The sequence below is a fragment of the Hymenobacter sp. BT730 genome (assembly GCF_030542105.1).
Taxonomy (GTDB): domain Bacteria; phylum Bacteroidota; class Bacteroidia; order Cytophagales; family Hymenobacteraceae; genus Hymenobacter.
The window spans coordinates 1,059,674-1,083,795 of sequence record NZ_JAUOFB010000001.1 but is presented as its reverse complement, the minus strand read 5'-3'; the positions used below and the strand labels follow the sequence as shown (position 1 = coordinate 1,083,795).

22 protein-coding genes and 4 tRNA genes are annotated in these 24,122 nt (G+C 53.1%); all 26 read right to left on the bottom strand.

Annotated features, from left to right (window positions below):
- Nucleotides 1-4 precede the first annotated feature (4 nt).
- Nucleotides 5-490: a 50S ribosomal protein L22 gene (rplV, locus tag Q4G72_RS04655; RefSeq protein WP_303310252.1), complete on the bottom strand. Its 486-nt coding sequence runs from the start codon at nucleotides 488-490 to the stop codon at nucleotides 5-7.
- Between the two features lies 1 nt (nucleotide 491).
- Entirely contained in the window at nucleotides 492-770 is a 279-nt protein-coding gene (gene rpsS, locus Q4G72_RS04650; protein WP_054410997.1) for a 30S ribosomal protein S19, read from the bottom strand.
- Nucleotides 771-773: 3 nt separating this feature from the next.
- The gene (gene rplB, locus Q4G72_RS04645; protein ID WP_044515466.1) at nucleotides 774-1,601 is read right to left on the bottom strand and encodes a 50S ribosomal protein L2; all 828 of its coding nucleotides are present in this window, start codon (nucleotides 1,599-1,601) and stop codon (nucleotides 774-776) included.
- A 40-nt stretch (nucleotides 1,602-1,641) separates the two neighbouring features.
- Nucleotides 1,642-1,929, bottom strand: coding sequence for a 50S ribosomal protein L23 (rplW, locus tag Q4G72_RS04640; RefSeq protein ID WP_044515468.1), 288 nt, complete (start codon nucleotides 1,927-1,929; stop codon nucleotides 1,642-1,644).
- Complete coding sequence (rplD, locus tag Q4G72_RS04635) at nucleotides 1,929-2,567, bottom strand: 50S ribosomal protein L4 (protein WP_121235836.1); 639 nt, start codon at nucleotides 2,565-2,567, stop codon at nucleotides 1,929-1,931. The genes rplW and rplD overlap by 1 nt, the downstream gene beginning before the upstream one ends.
- 6 nt (nucleotides 2,568-2,573) lie before the next feature.
- Nucleotides 2,574-3,194 (bottom strand): 50S ribosomal protein L3, encoded by a 621-nt coding sequence (rplC, locus tag Q4G72_RS04630; RefSeq protein WP_303310251.1) that lies wholly within the window; start codon nucleotides 3,192-3,194, stop codon nucleotides 2,574-2,576.
- Between the two features lie 217 nt (nucleotides 3,195-3,411).
- Nucleotides 3,412-4,692: an O-antigen ligase family protein gene (locus Q4G72_RS04625; RefSeq protein ID WP_303310250.1), complete on the bottom strand. Its 1,281-nt coding sequence runs from the start codon at nucleotides 4,690-4,692 to the stop codon at nucleotides 3,412-3,414.
- 164 nt (nucleotides 4,693-4,856) lie between these two features.
- Complete coding sequence (rpsJ, locus tag Q4G72_RS04620) at nucleotides 4,857-5,162, bottom strand: 30S ribosomal protein S10 (RefSeq protein WP_044515480.1); 306 nt, start codon at nucleotides 5,160-5,162, stop codon at nucleotides 4,857-4,859.
- Between the two features lie 20 nt (nucleotides 5,163-5,182).
- Nucleotides 5,183-7,327: an elongation factor G gene (fusA, locus tag Q4G72_RS04615; RefSeq protein ID WP_303310249.1), complete on the bottom strand. Its 2,145-nt coding sequence runs from the start codon at nucleotides 7,325-7,327 to the stop codon at nucleotides 5,183-5,185.
- 93 nt (nucleotides 7,328-7,420) lie between these two features.
- Complete coding sequence (gene rpsG, locus Q4G72_RS04610) at nucleotides 7,421-7,888, bottom strand: 30S ribosomal protein S7 (RefSeq protein ID WP_044515484.1); 468 nt, start codon at nucleotides 7,886-7,888, stop codon at nucleotides 7,421-7,423.
- Between the two features lie 84 nt (nucleotides 7,889-7,972).
- The gene (gene rpsL, locus Q4G72_RS04605) at nucleotides 7,973-8,401 is read right to left on the bottom strand and encodes a 30S ribosomal protein S12 (protein WP_054410986.1); all 429 of its coding nucleotides are present in this window, start codon (nucleotides 8,399-8,401) and stop codon (nucleotides 7,973-7,975) included.
- Nucleotides 8,402-8,640: 239 nt separating this feature from the next.
- On the bottom strand, nucleotides 8,641-9,564 hold the full coding sequence (locus Q4G72_RS04600) for a hypothetical protein (protein WP_303310248.1): 924 nt from the start codon (nucleotides 9,562-9,564) through the stop codon (nucleotides 8,641-8,643).
- 81 nt (nucleotides 9,565-9,645) lie between these two features.
- A complete protein-coding gene (locus Q4G72_RS04595) occupies nucleotides 9,646-9,981 on the bottom strand; it encodes a DUF3467 domain-containing protein (RefSeq protein WP_303310247.1) in 336 nt (111 codons plus the stop codon).
- Between the two features lie 117 nt (nucleotides 9,982-10,098).
- Nucleotides 10,099-14,451 carry a DNA-directed RNA polymerase subunit beta' gene (gene rpoC, locus Q4G72_RS04590; protein WP_303310246.1) on the bottom strand — a complete coding sequence of 1,451 codons (4,353 nt, stop codon included), beginning with the start codon at nucleotides 14,449-14,451 and terminating at the stop codon, nucleotides 10,099-10,101.
- A gap of 336 nt (nucleotides 14,452-14,787) precedes the next feature.
- Nucleotides 14,788-18,663 carry a DNA-directed RNA polymerase subunit beta gene (gene rpoB / locus Q4G72_RS04585; protein WP_303310686.1) on the bottom strand — a complete coding sequence of 1,292 codons (3,876 nt, stop codon included), beginning with the start codon at nucleotides 18,661-18,663 and terminating at the stop codon, nucleotides 14,788-14,790.
- 224 nt (nucleotides 18,664-18,887) lie between these two features.
- Nucleotides 18,888-19,265, bottom strand: a complete 378-nt coding sequence (gene rplL / locus Q4G72_RS04580; RefSeq protein ID WP_303310245.1) for a 50S ribosomal protein L7/L12 — start codon at nucleotides 19,263-19,265, stop codon at nucleotides 18,888-18,890.
- Between the two features lie 69 nt (nucleotides 19,266-19,334).
- A complete protein-coding gene (rplJ, locus tag Q4G72_RS04575; protein WP_303310244.1) occupies nucleotides 19,335-19,889 on the bottom strand; it encodes a 50S ribosomal protein L10 in 555 nt (184 codons plus the stop codon).
- Between the two features lie 20 nt (nucleotides 19,890-19,909).
- Entirely contained in the window at nucleotides 19,910-20,605 is a 696-nt protein-coding gene (gene rplA, locus Q4G72_RS04570; RefSeq protein WP_044515503.1) for a 50S ribosomal protein L1, read from the bottom strand.
- Nucleotides 20,606-20,625: 20 nt separating this feature from the next.
- Nucleotides 20,626-21,069 carry a 50S ribosomal protein L11 gene (gene rplK, locus Q4G72_RS04565; protein WP_054410974.1) on the bottom strand — a complete coding sequence of 148 codons (444 nt, stop codon included), beginning with the start codon at nucleotides 21,067-21,069 and terminating at the stop codon, nucleotides 20,626-20,628.
- A 110-nt stretch (nucleotides 21,070-21,179) separates the two neighbouring features.
- Complete coding sequence (gene nusG / locus Q4G72_RS04560; RefSeq protein ID WP_054410972.1) at nucleotides 21,180-21,746, bottom strand: transcription termination/antitermination protein NusG; 567 nt, start codon at nucleotides 21,744-21,746, stop codon at nucleotides 21,180-21,182.
- A 12-nt stretch (nucleotides 21,747-21,758) separates the two neighbouring features.
- Nucleotides 21,759-21,953 (bottom strand): preprotein translocase subunit SecE, encoded by a 195-nt coding sequence (gene secE, locus Q4G72_RS04555; RefSeq protein WP_054410969.1) that lies wholly within the window; start codon nucleotides 21,951-21,953, stop codon nucleotides 21,759-21,761.
- Nucleotides 21,954-22,003: 50 nt separating this feature from the next.
- Nucleotides 22,004-22,077, bottom strand: a tRNA-Trp gene (locus tag Q4G72_RS04550).
- A gap of 116 nt (nucleotides 22,078-22,193) precedes the next feature.
- Nucleotides 22,194-23,384, bottom strand: a complete 1,191-nt coding sequence (tuf, locus tag Q4G72_RS04545; RefSeq protein ID WP_044515515.1) for an elongation factor Tu — start codon at nucleotides 23,382-23,384, stop codon at nucleotides 22,194-22,196.
- A 167-nt stretch (nucleotides 23,385-23,551) separates the two neighbouring features.
- Nucleotides 23,552-23,623, bottom strand: a tRNA-Thr gene (locus tag Q4G72_RS04540).
- Between the two features lie 82 nt (nucleotides 23,624-23,705).
- A tRNA-Gly gene (locus tag Q4G72_RS04535) sits at nucleotides 23,706-23,778 on the bottom strand.
- Nucleotides 23,779-23,854: 76 nt separating this feature from the next.
- Nucleotides 23,855-23,937, bottom strand: a tRNA-Tyr gene (locus Q4G72_RS04530).
- Nucleotides 23,938-24,122: the final 185 nt, after the last annotated feature.

Here is a 24,122-nt window from a genome sequence, read left to right as displayed (position 1 = left end):
GTGCTTATGCGGTGGCTTCTGCCTTGGTTTCAGTGGTTTTTTTCGAGGAACTACGACGCGTAGTCTTGGATTTGCCTTCCGTTGCGGTAGCAGTGGCAGGCTTTTTCTCAGCAGCCTTCTCAGCAGCAGCTTTGCTACCCAGTGGTTCTACTTTCGTGTCAATGATTAGCGTCACGTGGTTGCTGCGCTTGCGGATGCGGTGACCACGACCCTGAGGGGCGGGGCGCAGACGCTTCAGCTGGCGACCTTCATCCACGAAGATTTCCTTGATGTAGAGGTTAGCGTCCTCGATGCGCTCATCCTCGTTCTTCTGTTGCCAGTTGGCCAGAGCCGACAGGAGCAGTTTCTCGATTCTTTCAGCACCCGAGTTAGCCTCGAACTTCAGCAAGCCCAGGGCGCGCGTCACTTTCTGACCGCGGACCAGGTTGGCTACCATACGCATCTTGCGAGGCGAGGTAGGCACGTTACGGAGTTTAGCAGTAGCTTCCATCTTAGCGCTTGCCTTTATCTTTCTTGGCGATATGACCACGGAAGTTACGGGTTGGGGCAAACTCACCGAGTTTGTGACCTACCATGTTTTCCGTTACATACACCGGGATGAACTTATTGCCGTTGTGAACGGCGAAGGTGTGGCCAACGAAGTCCGGAGAAATCATCGAGCGGCGAGACCAGGTCTTCACCACCGACTTTTTGCCGGTTTCTTCCATTGCCGAAACTTTCTTCTCGAGCCGGAAGTCAATGTACGGCCCTTTTTTTAGCGAACGTGCCATTGCTTACTTCTTGCCTTTACGGTTAACGATGAGCTGCTCAGAGTACTTGTTCTTGTTACGCGTCTTCTGACCCTTAGAGAAGATGCCGTTGCGGCTGCGTGGGTGACCACCCGACGACTTGCCTTCGCCACCACCCATTGGGTGATCCACGGGGTTCATAGCAACACCACGTACACGCGGACGACGACCCAACCAACGGTTACGACCGGCTTTGCCGAGACGTACGTTCATGTGGTCACCATTCGAAACGGTACCAACGGTAGCCATGCAGGTTACCAGTACCATGCGCATCTCGCCGGAAGGCAATTTCAGCGTGGCATACTTGTCTTCGCGGGCTACCAGCTGAGCGTAGGTTCCAGCCGAGCGAGCCATGGCAGCACCACTACCGGGCATCAGCTCGATGTTGTGTACAATGGTACCCAGTGGAATTTCGCGTAGGGGAAGTGCATTGCCTACCTCTGGCGCTACGCCGGTGCCGGAAACTACCACCGCATCAACCTGCAGACCAGCTGGCGCAATGATATAGCGCTTTTCGCCGTCGGCGTAGTTGAGCAAGGCAATACGCGCCGTGCGGTTAGGATCGTACTCAATCGTCTTCACCGTGGCTGGAACACCAGCTTTATCACGCTTGAAGTCGATTACACGATACTTCTGTTTGTGACCACCGCCGATATAGCGGTTCGTCATTTTACCCGCTCCATTGCGGCCACCGGATTTTTTCAGGGGTGCCAACAGCGACTTCTCCGGCGTCGACGTGGTTACCTCGTCGAAGGCCGGGGCGATGCGGAAGCGCTGACCCGGTGATGTTGGTCTTAGTTTTTTGAGTGCCATTACTCTAGCTTAGAAAATGCTCTTTGCGGAAAAGCTGGGCTTAGATGCCGTTGTAGAAGTCGATAACGTCGCCTTCTTTCACGGTTACTACGGCCTTCTTGCCGTGGGGACGACGACCAGTTACCTGACCCGTCTTCGTGGACTTGGACTTGAGCTTGCCGTTGGTGCGGATCGTGCTGATGCCTGTTACCGTTACGCCGTAGATTTGCTCAATCTCCTTTTTGATCTGAACCTTGTTGGCAGTGCGCTCTACTTCGAAAACGTACTGACCTTTTTCGTTCAGGCCCGTGGCCTTCTCGGTCACGATGGGTTTTTTCAGTGTGCTCATTATTCTGCGGAGGTATAGAGTTGTTCCAGCGACTTCAGGCCGGCCTCCGACAGCAGCAGCGTGTCAGTGTTCAGCAGGTCGTGCGTGTTCAGCGCTACGGGCGTTGCTACGGTCACTTTCTGAATGTTGCGAGCCGACAGCACCACGTTCTTATCTACTTCACCGGTTACCAGCAGGGTCTTTTTGCCGTTGTTCAGCTTCAGACCGTTCAGGATGTTCAGGAAGTCTTTGGTTTTGGGAGCATCAAGTACGATGTTCTCTACCAGCGCTACTTTACCATCTTTGGCCAGGCTCGAGAGAGCCGACAGACGGGCAAGACGCTTGGTCTTTTTGTTCAGCTTGAAGCCGTAGTCACGCGGCTCAGGACCGAATACACGACCACCACCGATGAATACCGGCGACTTCATGCTGCCGGCGCGGGCACCGCCCGTACCTTTTTGTTTCTTGAGCTTCTTCGTGGTGCCTTGCACCTCGTTGCGCTGCTTCGACTTGTGCGTGCCCTGGCGTTGGTTAGCCAAGTACTGCTTCACGTCGAGATACATCACGTGCTCATTCGGCTCGAGGCCGAAGATGGCGTCGGACAGGGTAACCTTGCGGCCAGTGTCTTCGCCTTTGATGTTATATACTGACAGTTCCATCTCGCGTTATTTTTCCAGGACCACGTAAGAGTTCTTGGCACCGGGAATCGAACCGCTTACTACGATTAGGTTCTTGTCGGCTACCACGCGCATTACCTTCAGGTTTTGCACTTTCACACGGTCACCGCCCATACGGCCAGCCATGCGCATTCCTTTGAATACGCGGGAAGGCCAGGAGCAAGCACCGATAGAACCTGGGTGACGCAGACGGTTATGCTGACCGTGAGTTTGACCACCCACACCAGCAAAGTTGTAGCGCTTTACTACACCCTGGAAACCTTTACCTTTTGAGGTGCCCACTACGTCTACAAACTCGCCTTCCTCGAAGAGGGTAGCGTCGATGGTAGCGCCAGCGGTGTAGGTAGACTCCGCAGCAAGGCGGAACTCAACCAGCTTTTTCTTGGGGGTGGTACCGGCTTTGGCGAAGTGGCCAGCCAGAGCCTTGGTAGTGTTTTTGGCTTTTTTCTCGCCATAACCTACCTGAACGGCTGTGTAGCCGTCCTTCTCGATTGTCTTAACCTGCGTCACTACGCACGGACCCGCTTCAATGAGCGTGCAGGGAATGTTCTTCCCGTCCGGAGTGAAGAGGCTTGTCATACCGATTTTTTTACCGATGATGCCAGGCATTCTATTGGGGTTTATAAAAAGACACAGCGAAAACACCCGAGCGGCGTTTTCGGAAAGGGAGTGCAAAGCTAGGGAATTGTTACGTCATAATCCAACCCCATTCTGAAATATTTTCAGAACCACCTAGTTAGCTACTCAACTCAGTCTTTTTTGGCTCAGTTATAATGGCTTTCTACCTATTGCTTCTATGTTGAGCTGATGTACTTGTTAAAGGGGTTTACACTGGCCGCCAGGCTGTATCAGACTCAGTGACTTTTTCCTGACCATTTAGCGCAAGTAAAAGGAATAGTAAAGTGAAATTAAGCCCTACCTGCAGTTCCAGAGGGTATTCCACTAAGAATGATAACGTCACAATGATATAGTGAGCCAGCAGCAATGGGGCCTGCCGGGGCCATACCCGTATGCCAGGAAAATAGAAAAACACCGTGAATAGCAGAATGCCAATTCTCCCAAAAGCCACTAGGTTAAACAGGAATTGATTGTGGGGGAGTATATAAGCTCGGGAATTAATCTGCGGGAAGCTCTCTTGATATTTCTTCGCTATAGCTTCCTCCATATTGGCGCGCCCCACTCCTACCCACGGGTGGTCTGCCATAATTTGTACCGCTACTCTGTAAGAATAGACTCTCCCTACCAAGGAGTAATTGTTAGCTGAGCCACTTTGCTCTACTCTACCTACGTCCTCCTGCGTATTCAGAAACTTGTTATGAAATGTTGGCAGTGCCAGATAGCTAAATAGTGGTAGCACAAACATCATGCATAGCACAAGCACAGCTTGCTTATACTTCTTTTTCCAAATTACTAGTGCTACTACTGATACGCCAGCCAGTACATACAGAGTAAGTAGGCCACTGCGTACGGCTAACATATGTTGGTATAAGATCAGAAACATTACTGCAGCCAGTAGCCAGTTTCGCCATTTAACTTCTATTGCTTTTTTCCAGAGCAATAGGCTTCCTATAGCAATGGCGTAAGTCACCATTAAGCTAAAACGGATATGATCTGGCACCGTAGGCATTATCTGCGACTGCAAATACAGATTGTGTATCTCGGTACTATGCAGAAGATAGTAAACAGTACTGCCAAGCGCTGAAAGTGTAACTAGCCCGATAAAGACCAGATATAAGCTTCTCAAGTATCGACTGGGCAATCCCCCTAGCAGCCAGAATGCTAAGGGCAGTAATAAGAAGGGGGACTGTAATAAAATGCCCCTCGTGAATTCGCCCCAGTTTCCTTCTTGGGTTTGCACGCCCCACAAGGCATGAATGGCAAACACGCCCATTAGACTCCAATAAGCCAGGGAGTAGCGACTGCGCGATGTGCCACCCTGCACATATGCATATGTAATACTGGTTACTACTAGACCAATGATACCTAGACTTGAAAGCACCCGGACAATATTCCCGGTAAACAGCCCAAGCATTATGCAGCCACACCAGAATACAGCCAGCAGTTGTAAGCGGTGTACAAGTGTCCCGGAAACTTTCACTGAACTCATACGGGGGACAGATACCGGCATTGATGATTTGTAGCGCGAGGCGACTCTACTTTAAAGCGAATGTAGTTTCGCCCTATAAAGTTGGCAGGATTAAACGAAAACACCCCGCCGGTTTCGAAAAACCAACGGGGTGCCATCTTCAGTTAGACTGAAACTCGCTGTCCTCAGACTTTGATTTCAACGTCTACGCCGCTTGGCAATTCAAGCTTCATCAGCGCATCTACGGTCTTCGACGAAGTCGAGTAGATATCAACGAGACGCTTGTAAGTGCAAAGCTGGAACTGCTCGCGCGACTTCTTGTTCACGTGGGGCGAACGAAGAACGGTGAACTTCTCCTTGTTAGTGGGCAGTGGAATGGGGCCGCTTACGATAGCGCCCGTAGCCTTCACCGCCTTCACGATCTTCTCCGACGATTTGTCCACCAAGTTGTGGTCGTAGGATTTCAGTTTGATGCGAATTTTCTGGTTCATGTCTGTAATCTGAAAGCGGATTAGCGGATGGCGTTACCCTTTTGCTTAGCAATAATAGCTTCAGCAAGGTTGTTCGGCACTTGGTCGTAGTGCGAGAAGGTCAGCGAAGCCGAAGCACGACCCGACGAGATGGTACGCAGCGTGGTCACGTAACCGAACAGCTCCGACAGCGGAACGTCAGCCTTGATAACGTTAGCACCACCTTTGGTGTCCATGCCTTTCATGATACCACGACGACGGTTCAGGTCACCCGTTACCGAGCCGGTGTACTCATCAGGAGAAACTACTTCTACCGCCATGATGGGCTCGAGCAGTTTCGGACCAGCTTGCTTGCCAGCCTCACGGAAACCACCACGGGCAGCGAGTTCGAACGACAGGGCGTCCGAGTCAACATCGTGGTAAGAACCGTAGTACAGACGTACGCGCATGCCTTCGATGGGGAAGCCAGCCAACGGACCGTTCTTCATAGCTTCTTCGAAGCCCTTCTGAACCGGTGCGATGAATTCGCGGGGGATAACACCACCCGTGATGTCGTTTACGAACTCCAGACCGGGTTTCTCCGGATCGGTCAGTTTCGGACCGAGTTCGAATACGATGTCACCGAATTTACCACGACCACCCGTCTGCTTCTTATAAGTTTCGCGATGCTCCACCGTCTTGGTGAGAATCTCCTTATAAGCTACCATCGGAGCACCCTGGTTGATTTCCACCTTGAACTCACGACGCATACGGTCGATGATGATTTCCAGGTGAAGCTCGCCCATGCCTTTCAGTACGGTCTGGCCCGTCTCGGGGTCAGTCTGCACTACCAGCGTAGGATCTTCTTCCACGAGTTTGGCAATAGCCATACCCATCTTATCTACGTCAGCCTGAGTTTTAGGCTCAATGGCATAACCGATAACGGGCTCAGGGAACGACATTGATTCCAGAACGATGCGCGACTTCTCATCGGTCAGCGTGTCACCGGTCTTAATGTCTTTGAAACCAACACCGGCAGCAATGTCACCGGCCTGGATTTTGTCAATGGGGTTCTGCTTGTTGGAGTGCATCTGCATCAAACGCGAGATACGCTCCTTCTTGTTCGTGCGGTTGTTGTGCACGTACGAACCAGCATCCAGAACGCCACTATAGCAACGGAAGAAGCACAGACGACCTACGAAGGGGTCAGTAGCAATCTTGAACGCCAGGGCAGTGAAAGGCTCGCTGTTGTCGGGGTGACGCTCGATTTCCTCGCCAGTATCGGGGTTGGTACCGATAATGGGGGGCATATCCAGCGGCGACGGCAGGTAGGCCATTACGCCATCCAGCATCGACTGTACACCTTTGTTTTTGAAAGCTGAACCGCACATTACGGGCGAGAACTTCATGTCGATAACCGCTTGGCGGATAACAACCATCATTTCTTCGCGCGTGATAGAATCTGGGTTGTCGAAGAATTTCTCCAACAGAGCGTCGTCATATTCGGCAACGCTTTCTACCAGCTTCTGACGCCACTCGGCTACGGTTTCCACCAGATCCTCGGGAACGGGGATTTCGTGGTACGATTTGCCTTGGGTAGCATCATCCCATACTATGGCCTTACCAGTCAGCAGATCGACAACACCTTTGAAGGTATCCTCGGCGCCGATTGGAATTTGCAGGGGAACAGGGTTAGCACCTAGCTTATCCTTAATCTCGGCAACAGCCTTGAAGAAGTCAGCACCGGCACGGTCCATCTTGTTGACGAAGCAAATGCGAGGCACTTTGTACTTATCAGCCTGACGCCAAACAGTCTCGGACTGAGGCTCAACACCCGATACAGCACAGAACAGAGCAACAGCGCCGTCCAGTACACGCAGCGAGCGTTCAACTTCTACGGTGAAGTCAACGTGGCCAGGAGTGTCAATCAGGTTGATTTTATACTGCTTGGTCTCGGGCGTAGGGTCGCCGTTGGCATCAGTAGGATAGTTCCAGAAGGTAGTAGTAGCAGCTGAAGTAATGGTGATACCCCGCTCCTGCTCCTGCTCCATCCAGTCCATCGTGGCAGCACCTTCGTGCACTTCCCCGATTTTGTGGGTTTTTCCGGTATAGTAGAGAATACGCTCCGACGTGGTGGTTTTACCAGCATCGATGTGCGCCATAATCCCGATGTTCCGGAGGTAATGCAGATCTTTATTAACAGCCATGGTTTTTATGAGGTCTTAGGAATTAGGGCCTTAAGCCTTAGTAAAGCATGTAAAACACTACTAAGTCTTAAGACCCTAAGTCCTAATAACTGTTTAGAAACGGAAGTGCGAGAAGGCCTTGTTGGCTTCCGCCATCCGGTGCGTGTCGTCCTTTTTCTTCACGGCAGCACCTTCACCTTTCGCGGCGGCAATGATTTCGCCAGCCAGCTTGTCCTTCATGGTTTTCTCACCACGACGACGAGCGTATTGGATCAACCACTTAGAACCTACGGCAATACGACGGTCAGCGCGAACTTCGATCGGCACCTGAAAGGTAGCACCACCTACGCGGCGGCTCTTTACTTCTACAGTGGGCATAACGTTGTTCAGGGCTTTGCGCCACATCTCCAGGCCGCTTTCCTTGGTGCGCTGCTCAACAAGCTCGCAGGCATCATAGAAAATGGTGTAGGCCAGGTTTTTCTTCCCGTCATACATCATGTAGTTGACGAAGCGGGTTACCAGCGTCTCCTTGTATTTGGGGTCGGGCAGGAGGATGCGCTTTTTCGGTTTTGACTTTCTCATGGGTTCAGATGTGAGTAGCGGTAGCCAAGAGTGGGATAAGAACCATATGCTATCCAGCACTTCGGACTACCACACTCGTCTCAATTACTTTTTCTTACCGGGTGCTGGTTTGCCGCCTTTGCCTGTTGCTACGGGCTGGCCTGGCTTCGGACGCTTAGCGCCGTACTTCGAGCGACGCTGCAGACGGCCGTTTACACCGGCAGTATCCAGAGCGCCACGAATGATGTGATAACGCACACCGGGAAGGTCTTTCACGCGGCCGCCACGAATCAGCACGATGCTGTGCTCCTGCAGGTTGTGGCCTTCACCAGGGATGTAGGCGTTAACTTCTTTGCCGTTGGTGAGGCGCACACGGGCTACTTTACGCATAGCCGAGTTCGGCTTCTTAGGCGTGGTGGTGTACACACGGGTGCAAACGCCACGGCGCTGCGGGCACGAATCAAGAGCCGGCGACTTCGACTTGGTCGTCAGCTTCTCGCGGCCTTTTCGTACTAATTGGTTAATGGTAGGCATCTACGGAATGGTTTGTCCAGGGGGGTTCGCTCCCAAAAAATTAGGCTTGCAAAGGTATAGACTTGCTTTCGAAATAGCAAACAGGTTGAATTAGTTAATTTTAGAAGATGAAGCAGTAGTAAATGGCATAGGCTTATGTGCGTTCAGGGCAACTTATTTTCTCCCCCACCAGCACATTTTCCCTCTCCAGCACCCGTCTTATTTAACAGGCAGCATGACTTTTATAGCCGATAGTGCGCTTATAAGTCAAAGTGGGGCAGGCGCCAGCGGCGGCCCGTTGCCTTCCGAAAAGCCCGCCGCCAACCGGGCAAGCTGCTATAAGCCTGCTCCGACTTGTGCAGCTCTGGTATATGCAGCTGGGTAGCCCGGTGGTACAACTCCTCATAACTCTGGCCGGCATAGCGCTCAAACAACTCTACCAGCACCGGCCGCAAGGCCTTCAGATTCCAGTAGTGCAGCAGGTAGCTGGCGGCTTCCCGTACCGGCTCCCCATCCACGGCAAACCGAATACTGAAGGCCAGTTGCTCCATCATATGCTTGTTATAGGCAGCATAGAGTTGCTCGGCTAGCTGCATCACTTCAGGCAGCAGGCCAGCATCCTCGCTATGGAAGCCAAGCACGCCCGAATTAAACAATCGGGTGGTAGGCTCAATACGGAGTGTGTGTCCGGCTATCTGCGTCTGGAAGCTTTTCAGGTGCCGGTATACTTTGCGGCTTAGCTCATTGCCCGTGGCAAGCGCGCCCTCATCCATATGCATGTACCGTACTCCCTGAGATATATCCTCGAAAATGGGCGTTGGGTCTTTTTGCCAGATGGTATCCGTATCCAGAAAAAGCAGGTTGCCTGGGAAGTGCGCTGCCGCATGCTCCAGCACGCCTATCTTCAGCAGATATACTTTATTAACGCTGCCTTTCCACTGAGTCCACTGCTCTTCCCCTATTTTCGGATAGACTATATCCGCCGGTGCTCCCAACACTTTCTGAAAGCTTGCCGCATCATCGGTATAGATAACAATGGTCGGGCGGGCCGTAGCGGGAGTAGTGGCAGCAACTTTATAGTAGGACAGAATACTATATAGCGCCTCGCTCCTGATTCCGGCCGAACCATACGAAAGGTAGATTAGGTAATTCTGCCGCTGACCTGTCACTGGGGGATGTTGCATGGAAAAGCAGGTAGTAAGGAAAAGCCGACGCTCCTCCCGGTGGAAGTGCATCGGCTTTTATGCGAAAAGACAAATCAGGGCTTACGCCTCGCCCATAGCGCCCCCAAAGTTCATCGGGTAGCTGGGCATATCGGGTTGCTGCTTGATGTTGCCAAAGGTTTGCTCAAACCGGTCGATGTTATCGGAAAGGGCAGCCAGCAGCCGCTTGGCGTGCTCGGGGGTGATGACAATGCGGGCTTTCACTTTGGCTTTGGGCAAGCCCGGCATCAGGCGAATGAAGTCAATGACAAACTCGCTGCTGCTGTGCGCAATCATGGCCAGGTTAGCGTATTCGCCTTCGGCAATTTCCTCCGACAGCTCAATATTTATGGCGTTGGGGTCGTGGGGTATGTTCGCGTCTTGAGGGGGCTGGTTCATAGCAGAAAGAATAGGCCGCAGCAGGTGCATTCTGCCCGGCAGGTTAAAACTACCAAAAAAGAAAAAGCCGACCAGATTTCTCTGGCCGGCTTCTCCTACTTATTTACTCCAGAAGAACTACTCCTGTACCGATTCGCGACGTGAGGCGCGGGTCGGACGCTTGGCAGGAACCACTTCTTCCGCGGCCTTCGACGCTTGCAGCGCCTCCAGCTCGTCTTTCGACCCAACGATCTGACGCGTGTATTCGCGCAGACCGGTACCGGCCGGAATGAGGTGACCTACAATTACGTTTTCCTTCAGGCCCAGCAGTTCGTCGGCCTTGCCACGGATGGCGGCTTCCGACAGCACCTTGGTCGTTTCCTGGAAGGAAGCGGCCGAGATGAACGACTGAGTACCCAAAGAGGCCTGCGTGATACCCTGCAGCGTGGGGCGCGATACGGAAGGCTGCGCATCCCGTACCTCTACCAACGCCAGGTCCCGACGCTTCAGGCTCGAGTTTTCGTCGCGCAGACGACGAGCCGTTACAATCTGACCAGGTTTCAGGTTCGTCGAGTCGCCGGCATTCGTTACCACCTTCATGTCGATGATGGTATCGTTTTCTTCCATGAACACGATTTTGTCGATAACCTGGTGCTCCAGGAAGGTCGTATCGCCGGCATCGAGGATAACCACTTTCTGCATCATCTGGCGAACTACCACCTCGATGTGCTTATCGTTGATTTTCACACCCTGCAAGCGGTATACTTCCTGAATCTCGTTCACGAGGTACTCCTGCACCGCACCCGGACCCTGAATGCTCAGGATGTCGGACGGCGTAATAGCACCATCGGAAAGCGGCATACCGGCCCGGATGAAGTCGTTGTCCTGCACCAGAATGTGCTTGGACAGCGGCACCATGTACTTCTTCTTCACGCCGTCTTTCGACTCCACGAAGATTTCACGGTTACCACGCTTCACGGTACCATAGGTTACCACACCGTCAATCTCGGCCACAACAGCCGGGTTCGAAGGGTTACGGGCTTCGAAGAGCTCCGTAACACGGGGCAGACCACCGGTAATGTCGCGGGTTTTGCCCACGGCACGCGGAATCTTAGCCAGAATCTGACCAGCCTTGATTTTCTCGCCGTTCTCTACGTTCAAGTGCGAACCAACCGGGATGCTGTAGCCCTTCGATCCTTCCATGTCACCCTTCTTACCGGGGCGCACGATGATAGAGGGGTTCTGATCCTTGGCTTTCGATTCGATAATCACTTTCTCACGGTGACCGGTCTGTTCGTCCGACTCCTCGCGGTAGGTAATGCCTTCGGTAATGGCGTCGTACTGAACGGTACCATCAAACTCAGCCAGAATAACGGCGTTGTAGGGGTCCCAGTTGTTCAGCTCCTGGCCTTTCTCTACCTCCTGGCCTTCTTCAACCAGCAGGAACGAGCCGTAAGGCACGTGGTTAGAAATGAACACCTTACCGGTGCCTTTCTCCACGATACGAACCTCGCCCGAGCGACCCATCACTACTTTCACTGGCTCGCCATCGGCGTTAGCAGTTTCTACAGTGCGGATATCTTCGAACTCAACCACACCGGCGAACTTGGCGCGGATGCTGGCTTCTACGGCAATGTTAGAAGCTGTACCACCTACGTGGAACGTACGCAGCGTGAGCTGGGTACCGGGTTCCCCGATAGACTGGGCAGCAATAACACCAACCGCTTCGCCTTTCTGCACCATGCGGCCCGACGACAGGTTACGACCGTAGCAACGGGCGCAGATACCACGCTTCGACTCACAGGTCAGTACCGAACGGATTTCCACCGATTCAATGCTGGTATTGTCGATGCGACGCGTGATTTCCTCGGTGATTTCGTCGCCGGCAGTCAGGATAACCTCGTCCGTCAGCGGGTCGATGATATCGTGCACGGCCACGCGGCCCAGGATACGTTCTGCCAGTGGCTCTACCACGTCCTCGTTATCCTTCAGAGCGAAGGTCTCGATGCCGCGCAGCGTACCACAGTCATTTTCGTTTACAATTACGTCCTGCGATACGTCTACCAGACGACGCGTCAGGTAGCCGGCGTCAGCCGTTTTCAGAGCCGTATCGGCCAGACCCTTACGGGCGCCGTGGGTCGAAATGAAGTACTCGATTACGTCCAGACCTTCTTTGAAGTTAGACAGAATCGGGTTTTCAATAATCTCACCTACCGAACCCTGCAGTGACTTCTGCGGCTTAGCCATCAGACCCCGCATACCGCCGAGCTGACGAATCTGCTCACGCGAACCACGGGCACCAGAGTGCATCATCATGTAAATCGAGTTGAAGCCCTGGTTCTCCTTTTCGAGGCGACCCATGAGGGTTTCAGTGATTTGGTTGTTGATACGCGTCCAGATGTCGATAACCTGGTTGTAACGCTCGTTATCCGTAATCAGACCCATCTGGTAGTTCTGCGTTACCGCCAGAACATCCGCCTGTGCCTGCGCAATCAGAGCATCTTTCTCTTTCGGAATCTGGATGTCGCCCAGACCCATCGACAGACCACCTTTGTAAGCCGACTGGAAGCCCAGCGTCTTGATGTCGTCGAGGAACTGTGCCGTGCGGGCCATACCCGTACGCTTGAACACCAGCGAAATGATTTGCTGCAGCTTTTTCTTGGTCAGCAGCTCATCTACGAAACCTACCTCCGTTGGCACGAGCTGGTTGAACAGCACGCGGCCGGCTACGGTCTCGATGATCTTGGTAACCAGGTTATCCTGCTCGTCACGAACCAAGGTGCGAACCTTGATATATGCGTGCTTCGACAGAATACCTTCGTTGATGGCAATAACTACTTCCTCATCGGAGTAGAACGTCATGCCTTCACCGTCGATTTTCTCTTCGGGCGTGGTGCGCTTGCCTTTGGTCACGTAGTACAAACCCAGAACCATGTCCTGCGACGGTACCGCAATAGGCGCGCCGTTAGCAGGGTTCAGGATGTTGTGCGAGGCCAGCATGAGCATGGAGGCTTCCAGGATAGCGGCCGGTCCCAGGGGAACGTGCACAGCCATCTGGTCACCGTCAAAGTCAGCGTTGAAAGCTGTACACACCAGTGGGTGCAGCTGGATAGCTTTACCCTCGATGAGGCGGGGCTGGAACGCCTGGATACCCAAGCGGTGCAGCGTAGGAGCACGGTTGAGGAGTACTGGGTGGCCTTTCAGCACATTTTCCAGAATATCCCATACCACAGCATCCTTGCGGTCAACGATTTTCTTCGCTGATTTCACCGTCTTCACAATACCGCGCTCAATGAGCTTACGAATGATGAACGGCTTGAACAGCTCGGCTGCCATGTTCTTGGGCAGACCGCACTCGTGCAGCTTCAGCTCAGGGCCAACCACAATAACCGAACGGCCAGAGTAGTCAACACGCTTACCCAGCAGGTTCTGACGGAAGCGGCCCTGCTTGCCTTTCAGCATATCAGACAGCGACTTCAGCGCCCGGTTGCCTTCGGCACGCACGGCGTTAACCTTACGTGAGTTGTCGAACAAGGAGTCAACAGCTTCCTGCAGCATGCGCTTTTCGTTCCGCAGAATCACTTCAGGAGCCTTGATTTCGATCAGGCGCTTGAGGCGGTTGTTACGGATGATAACGCGGCGGTATAGGTCGTTCAGATCGGAAGTAGCGAAACGGCCACCATCCAACGGCACGAGAGGGCGCAATTCCGGTGGAATAACGGGCACCATGCGGATAACCATCCACTCGGGCTTGTTTTCCACGCGGGTGGCGGCATCACGGAACGCTTCTACTACCCGCAGACGCTTCAAGGCCTCAGCTTTACGCTGCTGCGAAGTTTCGTGGGCGGCAGAGTCACGCAGGGAGTACGACAGCTCGTCGAGGTTGATGCGCTCCAGCAGGAGGTACAACGCATCAGCACCCATGCGGGCAATGAATTTGTTGGGGTCCTCGTTCGGCAGCATCTGGTTCTCGCGGGGGAGCTTGTCGATGATGTCGAGGTACTCGTCTTCGGTGAGGAAATCGAGCTGCTGTACGCCTTCTTCGGCCAATACGCCCGGCTGTACTACTACATACCGCTCGTAATAGATAATCTGATCAAGCTTCTTGGTGGGCAGGCCCAGCAGGTAGCCGATTTTGTTTGGCAGGGACTTAAAGTACCAGATATGCGCCACGGGCACCACCAGTTCGATGTGGCCCATACGCTCCCGACGTACTTTCTTCTCAGTCACCTCTACGCCGCAACGGTCGCAGATAATGCCTTTGTAGCGGATGCGCTTGTATTTACCGCAGTGGCATTCCCAGTCCTTTACGGGACCGAAAATCCGCTCGCAGAACAAGCCACCCATTTCGGGCTTGTACGTCCGGTAGTTGATCGTCTCGGGCTTTACTACTTCACCGTTCGACCGCTCCAGAATGGATTCGGGCGAGGCCAGCGAGATAGTGACTTTCGAGAAGTCCTGTACCAGTTTTTTGTTTTTTGCAAACGCCATGTGTGGAAGCTATTAGCTGTTGGCTTTGTGTGCTGTTAGAACGGCTCCGCCCTCTTAAGAGCAGCGCGAGTAATTCTAACAGTTCGACTTTGGCAAAAGTGCTCTGCAGATCGGATAGGTACGTCGTGCAGTAGGTTTCACCAAGTCTGGATGATAAACAGCTCGTCTTTGGGCAAACACGAACCACTTTGCGGCCATCTGCTCCCGGAAGTTGATGCCGTTCTGACCTTATCTCGGAACGGCGCCGGCAGCGGATGTTTTCGGTTTCCCGAACCGCGCATTACTTGAAAGAGGGAGCTACCAGCATCGAAACACCAGCAGCCCCCTTTTCAAAATTTAGTCAAGCGTGATTTCCAGGGCCAGACCACGCAGCTCATGAATGAGTACGTTGAATGACTCGGGGATATTTGGCTTGGGCAGTACGTCACCTTTTACAATAGCCTCGTACGCTTTGGCACGGCCTACCACGTCATCCGACTTCACCGTCAGGATTTCCTGGAGAACGTTAGAAGCGCCGAAGGCCTCCAGTGCCCACACTTCCATCTCGCCGAAGCGCTGGCCACCAAACTGCGCCTTACCACCCAGCGGCTGCTGGGTAATGAGCGAGTACGGGCCGATGGAACGGGCGTGCATCTTGTCATCGACAAGGTGACCCAGCTTCAGCATATAAATAACACCTACGGTTACCGGCTGGTCGAAACGCTGACCAGTCAGACCATCGTGCAGGTAAGCACGGCCCCAGTCGGGCAGGCCCGCCTCGGTCAGTTCCTTAGCTACTTCGTCCTCGGTTGCACCGTCGAAAATCGGGGTAGCGTAGGTACGGCCCATTTTCAGACCGGCCCAGCCGAGTACGGTTTCGTAGATCTGACCGATGTTCATCCGGCTTGGTACACCCAGGGGGTTCAGCACGATGTCCATTGGGGTGCCGTCGGGCAGGAATGGCATGTCCTCATCGCGCACGATGCGGGCTACCACGCCCTTGTTACCGTGACGACCAGCCATTTTATCACCCACCTTTAGCTTACGCTTCTTGGCGATGTATACTTTGGCCAGCTGCACAATACCTGCGGGCAGTTCATCACCTACTTCCAGCGTGAACCGGTCGCGCTTGAAGCGGGCCGTGATGGTGTTGCGACGCTTAGCATAGTTTTTCACCAGCGTGGTCAGCATTCCATTCACGCGCTCATCAGCCGTCCAGTTCTCCAGGATCAGGTCTTTGAACATGTTCACCTCTTCCGGCACGGCGTAGTTGCTCTCGTCCTTATAGGGGTTCTTCTCGGGGAACAACGCTTCCGTGATGTTCTTCTTTCCGAATTTCACACCCTTGCTCAGGATTTCGTCGCCAAACTTGTGCTTCACGCCCTGGGAGGTTTTGCCTTCCAGCAGCTGCACCAGCTTCTCCACCATCACGGCTTTCACCGCGCGCAGTTCCTTGGCATACGAGTCCTTCAGCTCTTCCACTTCCTTCTTCGACTTGGCCCGGAGGTTTTTGTCTTTCTTCGGACGCGAGAATAGCTTGGTGCCGATTACCACACCCTGCAGGGAGGGCGGCGCCTTAAGTGAGGCGTCTTTCACATCACCGGCTTTGTCACCGAAGATGGCACGGAGCAGCTTCTCTTCCGGAGTCGGGTCGGTTTCGCCCTTGGGCGTAATCTTACCGATCAGGATGTCGCCTTCCTTCACCTCAGCGCCCAGACGGATAATACCGTTGTCGTCGAGGTTGCGCACGGCTTCTTCGCTCACGTTCGGAATTTCCGAGGTCAGCTCTTCTTCGCCGCGCTTGGTTTCGCGCACTTCCAGTTCAAACTCCTCAATGTGAATTGAGGTAAAGATGTCGTCGCGGACAACCCGCTCCGAAATAACGATGGCATCCTCGAAGTTGTAACCCTGCCATGGCATGAACGCCACCTGCATGTTACGACCCAGGGCCAGCTCACCTTTATTGGTACCGTAGCCTTCGCACAGCACCTGGCCTTTCACCACCCGCTCACCGTTCTTCACGAGCGGCGTCAGGTTGATGCAGGTATCCTGGTTGGTACGACGGAACTTGATCAGGTCGTAGGAAATCTTCTCAGCGTCAAAGCTTACGAGGATGTCGTCTTCCGTCAGGTCGTATTTTACTACGATGCGGTTAGCGTCCACGTAATCAATAACACCGTTGCCTTCCGCTACAACCAGCGTGCGCGAGTCAGTAGCTACGCGGCCTTCCAGACCAGTGCCCACAATAGGAGCCTCGGCTTTCAGCAGCGGTACTGCCTGGCGTTGCATGTTCGAACCCATCAGGGCACGGTTGGCGTCATCGTGCTCCAGGAACGGAATCAGCGAAGCAGCTACCGATACAATCTGGTTCGGGGCTACGTCCATATAGGTGTACTCACCGGGCTCAACCACGGGGAAGTCACCTTCGAAACGGCCTTTTACCAGGTCGCTGATGAATCGACCCTCATCCGTGAGGCGGGCGTTAGCCTGCGCAATGTGGTGAGTGTCTTCTTCCTCAGCAGTGAGGTACTTCACGTTCTCCGTCATATCCACCTTGCCGCTCTCTACCGTGCGGTAAGGCGTCTCGATGAAGCCCATGGAGTTTACGCGGGCGTGCACGCACAGCGACGAAATCAGACCGATGTTCGGGCCTTCCGGCGTTTCAATGGTGCAAAGACGGCCGTAGTGCGTGTAGTGAACGTCACGTACTTCGAAACCAGCCCGCTCACGCGACAGACCTCCAGGCCCCAGTGCCGATACGCGACGCTTGTGCGTCACCTCGGCCAGTGGGTTGGTCTGGTCCATGAACTGCGACAACTGGTTGGTGCCGAAGAACGAGTTGATAACTGAAGACAGCGTCCGGGCATTGATCAGGTCAACCGGCTTGAAGTCCTCGTTGTCGCGCACGTTCATGCGCTCCTTGATGGTACGCGCCATACGGGCCAGACCCACGCCAAACTGAGCGTAAAGCTGCTCCCCTACCGTGCGGACACGACGGTTGCTCAAGTGGTCAATGTCATCGACAATGGCCTTGGAGTTGATCAAGCCAATCAGGTATTTCACGATGAGGACGATGTCCTCGTTGGTCAGCACGCGGGCTTCCCAGTTCGTGTCGATACCCAGCTTCTTATTGATACGGTAGCGGCCTACGTCACCAAGGTCGTAGCGCTTATCCGAGAAGAACAACTTTTGGATGATATCACGCGCAGTTTCTTCGTCAGGAGCTTCCGTGTTACGGAGCTGACGGTAGATCTGCTCTACAGCTTCCTTCTCCGAGTTGGAGTTGTCTTTCTGCAGTGTGTTATAAATGATGGCGAAGTCGGCAATGTTGACGTTCTCGCGGTGCAGGATAACCGATTTAGCTCCGGCATTCAGGATGGTGTCAATGTCGTCCTCTTCGATGGTCGAGTCGCGCTCCAGCAGCACTTCGTTCCGGTCGATAGATACCACTTCACCGGTATCCTCGTCCACGAAGTCCTCCGTCCAGGTGCGCAGCACCCGGGCAGCCAGCTTACGGCCTACAGCCTTCTTGAGCGTTTTCTTATCAGCTTTCACCTCTTCCGACAGCCCGAACAGGTCGAGAATGTCTTTGTCGGTGCCATAGCCGATAGCGCGAAGCAGCGTAGTAACCGGGAATTTCTTCTTCCGGTCGATATACGCGTACATCACATTGTTCACGTCCGTGGCAAATTCAATCCACGAGCCTTTGAACGGAATAATACGGGCCGAATACAGCTTCGTGCCGTTGGTGTGCTTGCTCTGAGCAAAGAACACGCCGGGCGAACGGTGCAGTTGCGATACGATAACCCGCTCGGCGCCGTTAATAACGAATGAGCCTTTCTCGGTCATGTAGGGAATATTCCCTAGGAACACTTCCTGCTCAATGGTTTCGAAGTCCTCGTTGTCCGTATCATTGCAGACCAGACGCAACTTAGCCTTCAGCGGCACAGAGTACGTCAGGCCGCGGTCGATGCACTCATCCACCGAATACTTGGGCGGATCTACGTGGTAGTCGATGAACGTCAGGACAAAGTTTTCGCGGGAGTCCGAAATCGGAAAGTTCTCCGCGAATACCTTGAACAGCCCTTCATCGGTGCGGTTCTCAGCAGCCGTCTCCAACTGGAAGAAATCCATGAACGAGCGAACCTGCACGTCCAGGAAATCCGGGTACTCAATAACCTTTTTAATCTTGGCGAAATTGATCCGCTCGTCAGCGGCCTGCAGCCTTTCCAGCGCAGCCTTTGCTTTCGGTGTAGCCAATGTATGTGGGGTTAGGAAATGGACACAGAGAGGATGCAATAGAAAACCCTGCCTCCGTCTTGTGCGTTTAGGCACAAAAAGCCGCAAAGCGGCGCGTATGAGGACATTAGCAAAGTTTGTTGCCTACAAACAGGAAAAGACCTGGCTTAGTTGCCAGGCCTATCCTTATTTGTAGAGAGAAAATGCGGGCCGCAGAGTTATTTAACTTCTACTTCGGCGCCAGCTTCTTCCAGTTGCTTCTTCAGGCCTTCAGCTTCGTCCTTAGCAACACCTTCTTTCAGGGGCTTAGGAGCACCGTCAACCAGTTCTTTGGCTTCTTTCAGGCCCAGACCGGTCAGGTCTTTCACCAGTTTCACTACAGCCAGTTTCTGAGCGCCAGCGGCTTTCAGAATCACGTCGAACGAAGTCTTCTCCTCAGGAGCTTCAGCAGCAGCACCACCACCGCCAGCTACCATTACGGGAGCAGCAGCAGCAGGCTCGATGCCATACTCGTCTTTCAGGATAGTAGCCAGTTCGTTTACTTCTTTCACCGTCAGGCTAACGAGCTGCTCAGCGAATGCTTTCAAATCTGCCATTTCTGTAGATTGTTAAAAAAGGGGGTTGTTGAACGTTTGGAAATCTAATGTGAAAAAGATGAGCAGCGGTTAGCCTGCAACCTCTTCTTTTTCGGAAAGCGTCTTGAGGATGCCAGCCAGTTTGTTGCCGCCGCTCGACAGAGCAGAAATAACGTTCTTGGCGGGCGACTGCAGCAGACCGATGATATCACCGATAAGCTCGTTTTTGCCTTTAATAGTGCTGAGGCTCTCCAGCTGGTCAGCACCTACGTAAACGTCCGTGTCGATGTAAGCACCTTTCAGGGCTGGCTTCGGCAGTACGTTTTTACCATAGTTCTGCGACTTGTAGAAGTCTTTCAGCAGTTTGGCCGGGGCGTTGCCCGACTCTTTCGAAAACAGAACACCCGACTGGCCTTTCAGCGCAGCGTCCATCTCCGAAGTATCGCCACCCAGGGTGTCGAGAGCCTTACGGATCAGCGTGTTCTTGTACACTTTGAACTCCATGCCGCGGTTGAAGCACAGGCGACGGAATTCGTTGATTTTCGCCACGGTCATCGACGAAGCGTCGGTGATGTAGAACGCGTTGTGCGATTGAAACTTCTCGCTCAACTCGTCGACGAGGGCTTGTTTTTCTTCCCGGGTCATATCGTCGTGTTGGTTATACCTTAAGCGGAAGTTACTTGCGTGTCAACCGGCACTGCGGGCGACATCGTGCTCGAGAGCGTGATGCTCTTGATGTACGTGCCTTTTGCCGACGAAGGCTTCAGACGGTTTAAGGTCTGAATTACTTCGATGGCGTTTTCAGCCAGCTTCTGCGAATCGAACGATACCTTACCGATGCTGGTGTGGATGATACCGGTTTTGTCAACTTTGAAGTCGATTTTACCAGCTTTCACTTCCTGTACAGCCTTGGCAACGTCGGTCGTTACGGTACCTGACTTAGGGTTAGGCATCAGGCCACGAGGACCCAGTACCCGGCCCAGACGACCAACTTTGGCCATCACGGCAGGCATCGTGATAATCACGTCAATATCTGTCCAGCCTTTCTCGATTTTCGAGATATAGTCGTCCAGACCTACGTAGTCGGCACCAGCAGCCGTAGCTTCGGCTTCTTTGTCCGGAGTTACGAGAGCCAGAACACGGACCGTTTTACCGGTACCATGGGGTAGAGTGGCTACGCCACGTACCATCTGGTCGGCTTTGCGGGGGTCAACACCCAGACGAACGTCGATATCAACCGAAGCGTCGAACTTGGTGTAAGTGATGTCCTTAACAACAGTTGCGGCCTCAATGAGGTTACGCACTTGGGTCAGGTCATGCTTGGCAAGGGCTTCCTTGCGCTTTTTGCTAACTTTTGCCATCTGATTCTTCTCCGTTAAGATTATTCAGCGAAAGGAGAATCTCCCTTGATGGTGATACCCATGCTGCGGGCGGTGCCAGCTACCAGTTTCATAGCCGATTCGATTTTGAAAGCATTCAAATCGGGCATTTTCACTTCGGCAATCTGACGAACTTGGTCCCACGTTACTGAACCCACTTTATTACGGTTTGGCTCTTTCGAACCGCTCTGGAGCTTTGCAGCTTCCATCAGCATAACCGGTGCCGGTGGGGTCTTCACCACGAAGTCAAACGACTTGTCGGTGTACATGGTAATGAGAACAGGACAAACTTGGCCGGCCTTATCCTGGGTGCGAGCATTAAACTGCTTGCAAAACTCCATGATGTTAAGGCCTTTGCTACCAAGTGCAGGTCCAACCGGCGGCGCGGGGTTCGCGGCGCCTCCCTTTATCTGAAGCTTCAGATAACCTCTAATTTCCTTGGCCATTTGGATTGAAAGGCTTCGAACAATGTGACGTAACTCACACAGTCCTCAGATGATGTAATGCTCCTAGTGGAAGCACCGCCGGCCCGGAGCGGACAACCGACGACGTACTATTAAGACTCTTTCTCGACCTGCGTGTAGCTGAGCTCCATAGGAGTGCTGCGGCCGAAGATTTTCACAATTACGTTGAGCTTCTTCCGCTCTTCAAACACTTCGGAAACCGTACCAGAGAAACCACTGAAGGCTCCATCTACTACTTTTACCAACTCGTTTACCACGAATGGGGTTTCCAACTGGGCCGTCTGCTCTTCCGCTTCGTCTACCACTCCGAGGATGCGGTTAACTTCCGAAATGTGCAGCGGCACTGGTTTGGTGTTCTGGTTGGCTGCTTTGCCTTCTTTATCACTCAGGAAACCAATTACGCCAGGCGTGCTGGTGATAATATGGTCTACTTCGCCGTGGGAAAGGTCAGCGTGGATGATGATGTAGCCGGGGTACAGGTTCCGCTCACGCACGCGCTTCTTGCCGTTGCGCATTTCGAAAACCTTTTCAACCGGAATCAATACCTGCGGCACCAAATCCGAAAGGCCATGACGACCAATCTCAGTTTCGAGATACGTCTTGGCCTTTTTCTCTTGTCCGCTTACCGAGCGGACAACGTACCATTTCAACTCACCCATCGATTCTTGTGCTTAACGGAACGAGTTGTAAAATGCCTCCAGTCCCGTTTTGAAGATGATGTCCATCAAGCCTACCACTGCCGCAAACACGAGCGAGCCGATGAGAACCAGACCGGAACTCTTCTGCAGCTCTTCGAAAGACGGCCACGTTACTTTGTAGCGCATCTCTTCGGTAGTCTCGCGGAAATACTTTGTCAGCTTGCTCATGATCCGTGAACGGGCTTTGGCGATAATAACTGGGCCAGTAACTGGCTAAATGGCACGGGCGGAGAGATTCGAACTCCCATCAAAGGTTTTGGAGACCTCTATTCTACCCTTGAACTACGCCCGTGTAAGCGCTCCAAACGACTATAAAGCCGGATTGGGACTGCAAATGTACTGAACTGATGGCACAAAACAAATCCGCCCCCGAAAAATCGAGGGCGGATTGTGTTATGCTAGCAGAAACTAGTCGAGGATTTCGGTCACCTGACCGGCACCTACCGTACGGCCACCTTCGCGGATAGCGAAACGCAGGCCTTTCTCCATTGCTACGGCGCTGATCAGCTCCACCTGAATGGTGATGTTGTCGCCGGGCATTACCATCTCAACACCTTCGGGCAGGGTGATGATACCCGTTACGTCGGTGGTACGCAGGTAGAACTGCGGACGGTAGTTGTTGAAGAATGGGGTGTGACGGCCACCTTCCTCTTTCGAGAGAACGTAAACCTCAGCCTTGAACTTCTTGTGGGGAGTTACCGAGCCGGGCTTGCAAATAACCATACCACGACGGATATCGTCCTTTTCAATACCGCGGAGCAGTAGACCTACGTTGTCACCAGCTTCGCCACGGTCTAGGATTTTGCGGAACATTTCCACACCCGTAACTGTCGACTTCAGGCCTTGCTTGGCACCCATACCGAGGATGTCCACTTGCTCACCAGAGTTGATAACACCACGCTCGATACGGCCGGTAGCAACCGTTCCACGACCCGTGATAGAGAATACGTCCTCTACTGGCATCAGGAAGGGCAGGTCGGTCAGACGAGCTGGGATTGGAATATAGCTGTCAACGGCAGCCATCAGTTCCTCGATTTTTGGAACCCAAGCAGCGTCGCCGTTCAGGCCACCCAGAGCTGAACCCTGGATAACGGGAATGTTGTCACCGTCAAAGTCATAGAACGACAGCAGTTCACGGATTTCCATTTCCACCAGCTCGAGGAGCTCGGGGTCATCCACCATGTCTACTTTGTTCATGAATACCACCAGCTGAGGTACACCTACCTGGCGAGCCAGCAGGATGTGCTCACGCGTCTGCGGCATTGGGCCGTCAGTAGCAGCTACTACGAGGATAGCGCCGTCCATCTGGGCAGCACCCGTTACCATGTTCTTCACATAGTCAGCGTGACCAGGGCAGTCAACGTGAGCATAGTGACGATTTTCGGTAGCGTATTCTACGTGCGAAGTGTTAATCGTGATACCGCGCTCTTTTTCTTCGGGAGCGTTGTCGATTGACGAGAAGTCACGCTTTGCGGCCAAACCTTTGTTCGCCAGTACCATCGTGATAGCAGCGGTCAGGGTAGTTTTGCCGTGGTCGACGTGCCCGATCGTACCGATGTTCACGTGCGGTTTGGAACGATCAAAATTTTCTTTAGCCATTGTAAAGAGATTAAGAGGAATTTTGTGGTGAAGGAGGGGAAAACGCGACTTGACTATACTGCAAGAAAGCGATACGCAGCTCCGCTTAGTGGGGACTGCACGTCGCTTTACTTTTCTCGCAGGTCCAAACGGTGCAGACGCGCTGCCCCGGTGGTACTCGTATTCAGAGCCATTTATGGGATTTGAACCCATGACCTCTTCCTTACCAAGGAAGTGCTCTACCACTGAGCTAAAACGGCTTATGTAAAGGCAAATTTACAACGAAGAAAGCACAATGGCCGGCCAATGCTTTTCTTCATCATCAATTTGAGATTGACAATGAGCGGGAGACGAGGTTCGAACCCGCGACCTGCAGCTTGGAAGGCTGCCGCTCTACCAACTGAGCTACTCCCGCAGAGAAGAAATGAATGGATGGCCCGCTAAAAAGCAATTGCTTGCTGCTTGCTATACCATCCATTCACTCAACTACGTGGGGAGAGAAGGATTCGAACCTTCGAAAGCTTACGCTAACAGAGTTACAGTCTGTCCCATTTGGCCGCTCTGGAACCTCCCCGGGTGTTATTTTTCTCAGCCGATTGCAGAGAACCTTTACTTTAATAACCTTCTCCAGAAGTGGGTGGGTTGCTAAAGGAGTTGCAAAATTAACGGGTTTATGATGCAAGTCAAGCGCTAGCCCTAAATCATCCTAATATTTTTTCCTTCCTCCCGTATTAACCAGTAGTAGGTATTTACCTCTCA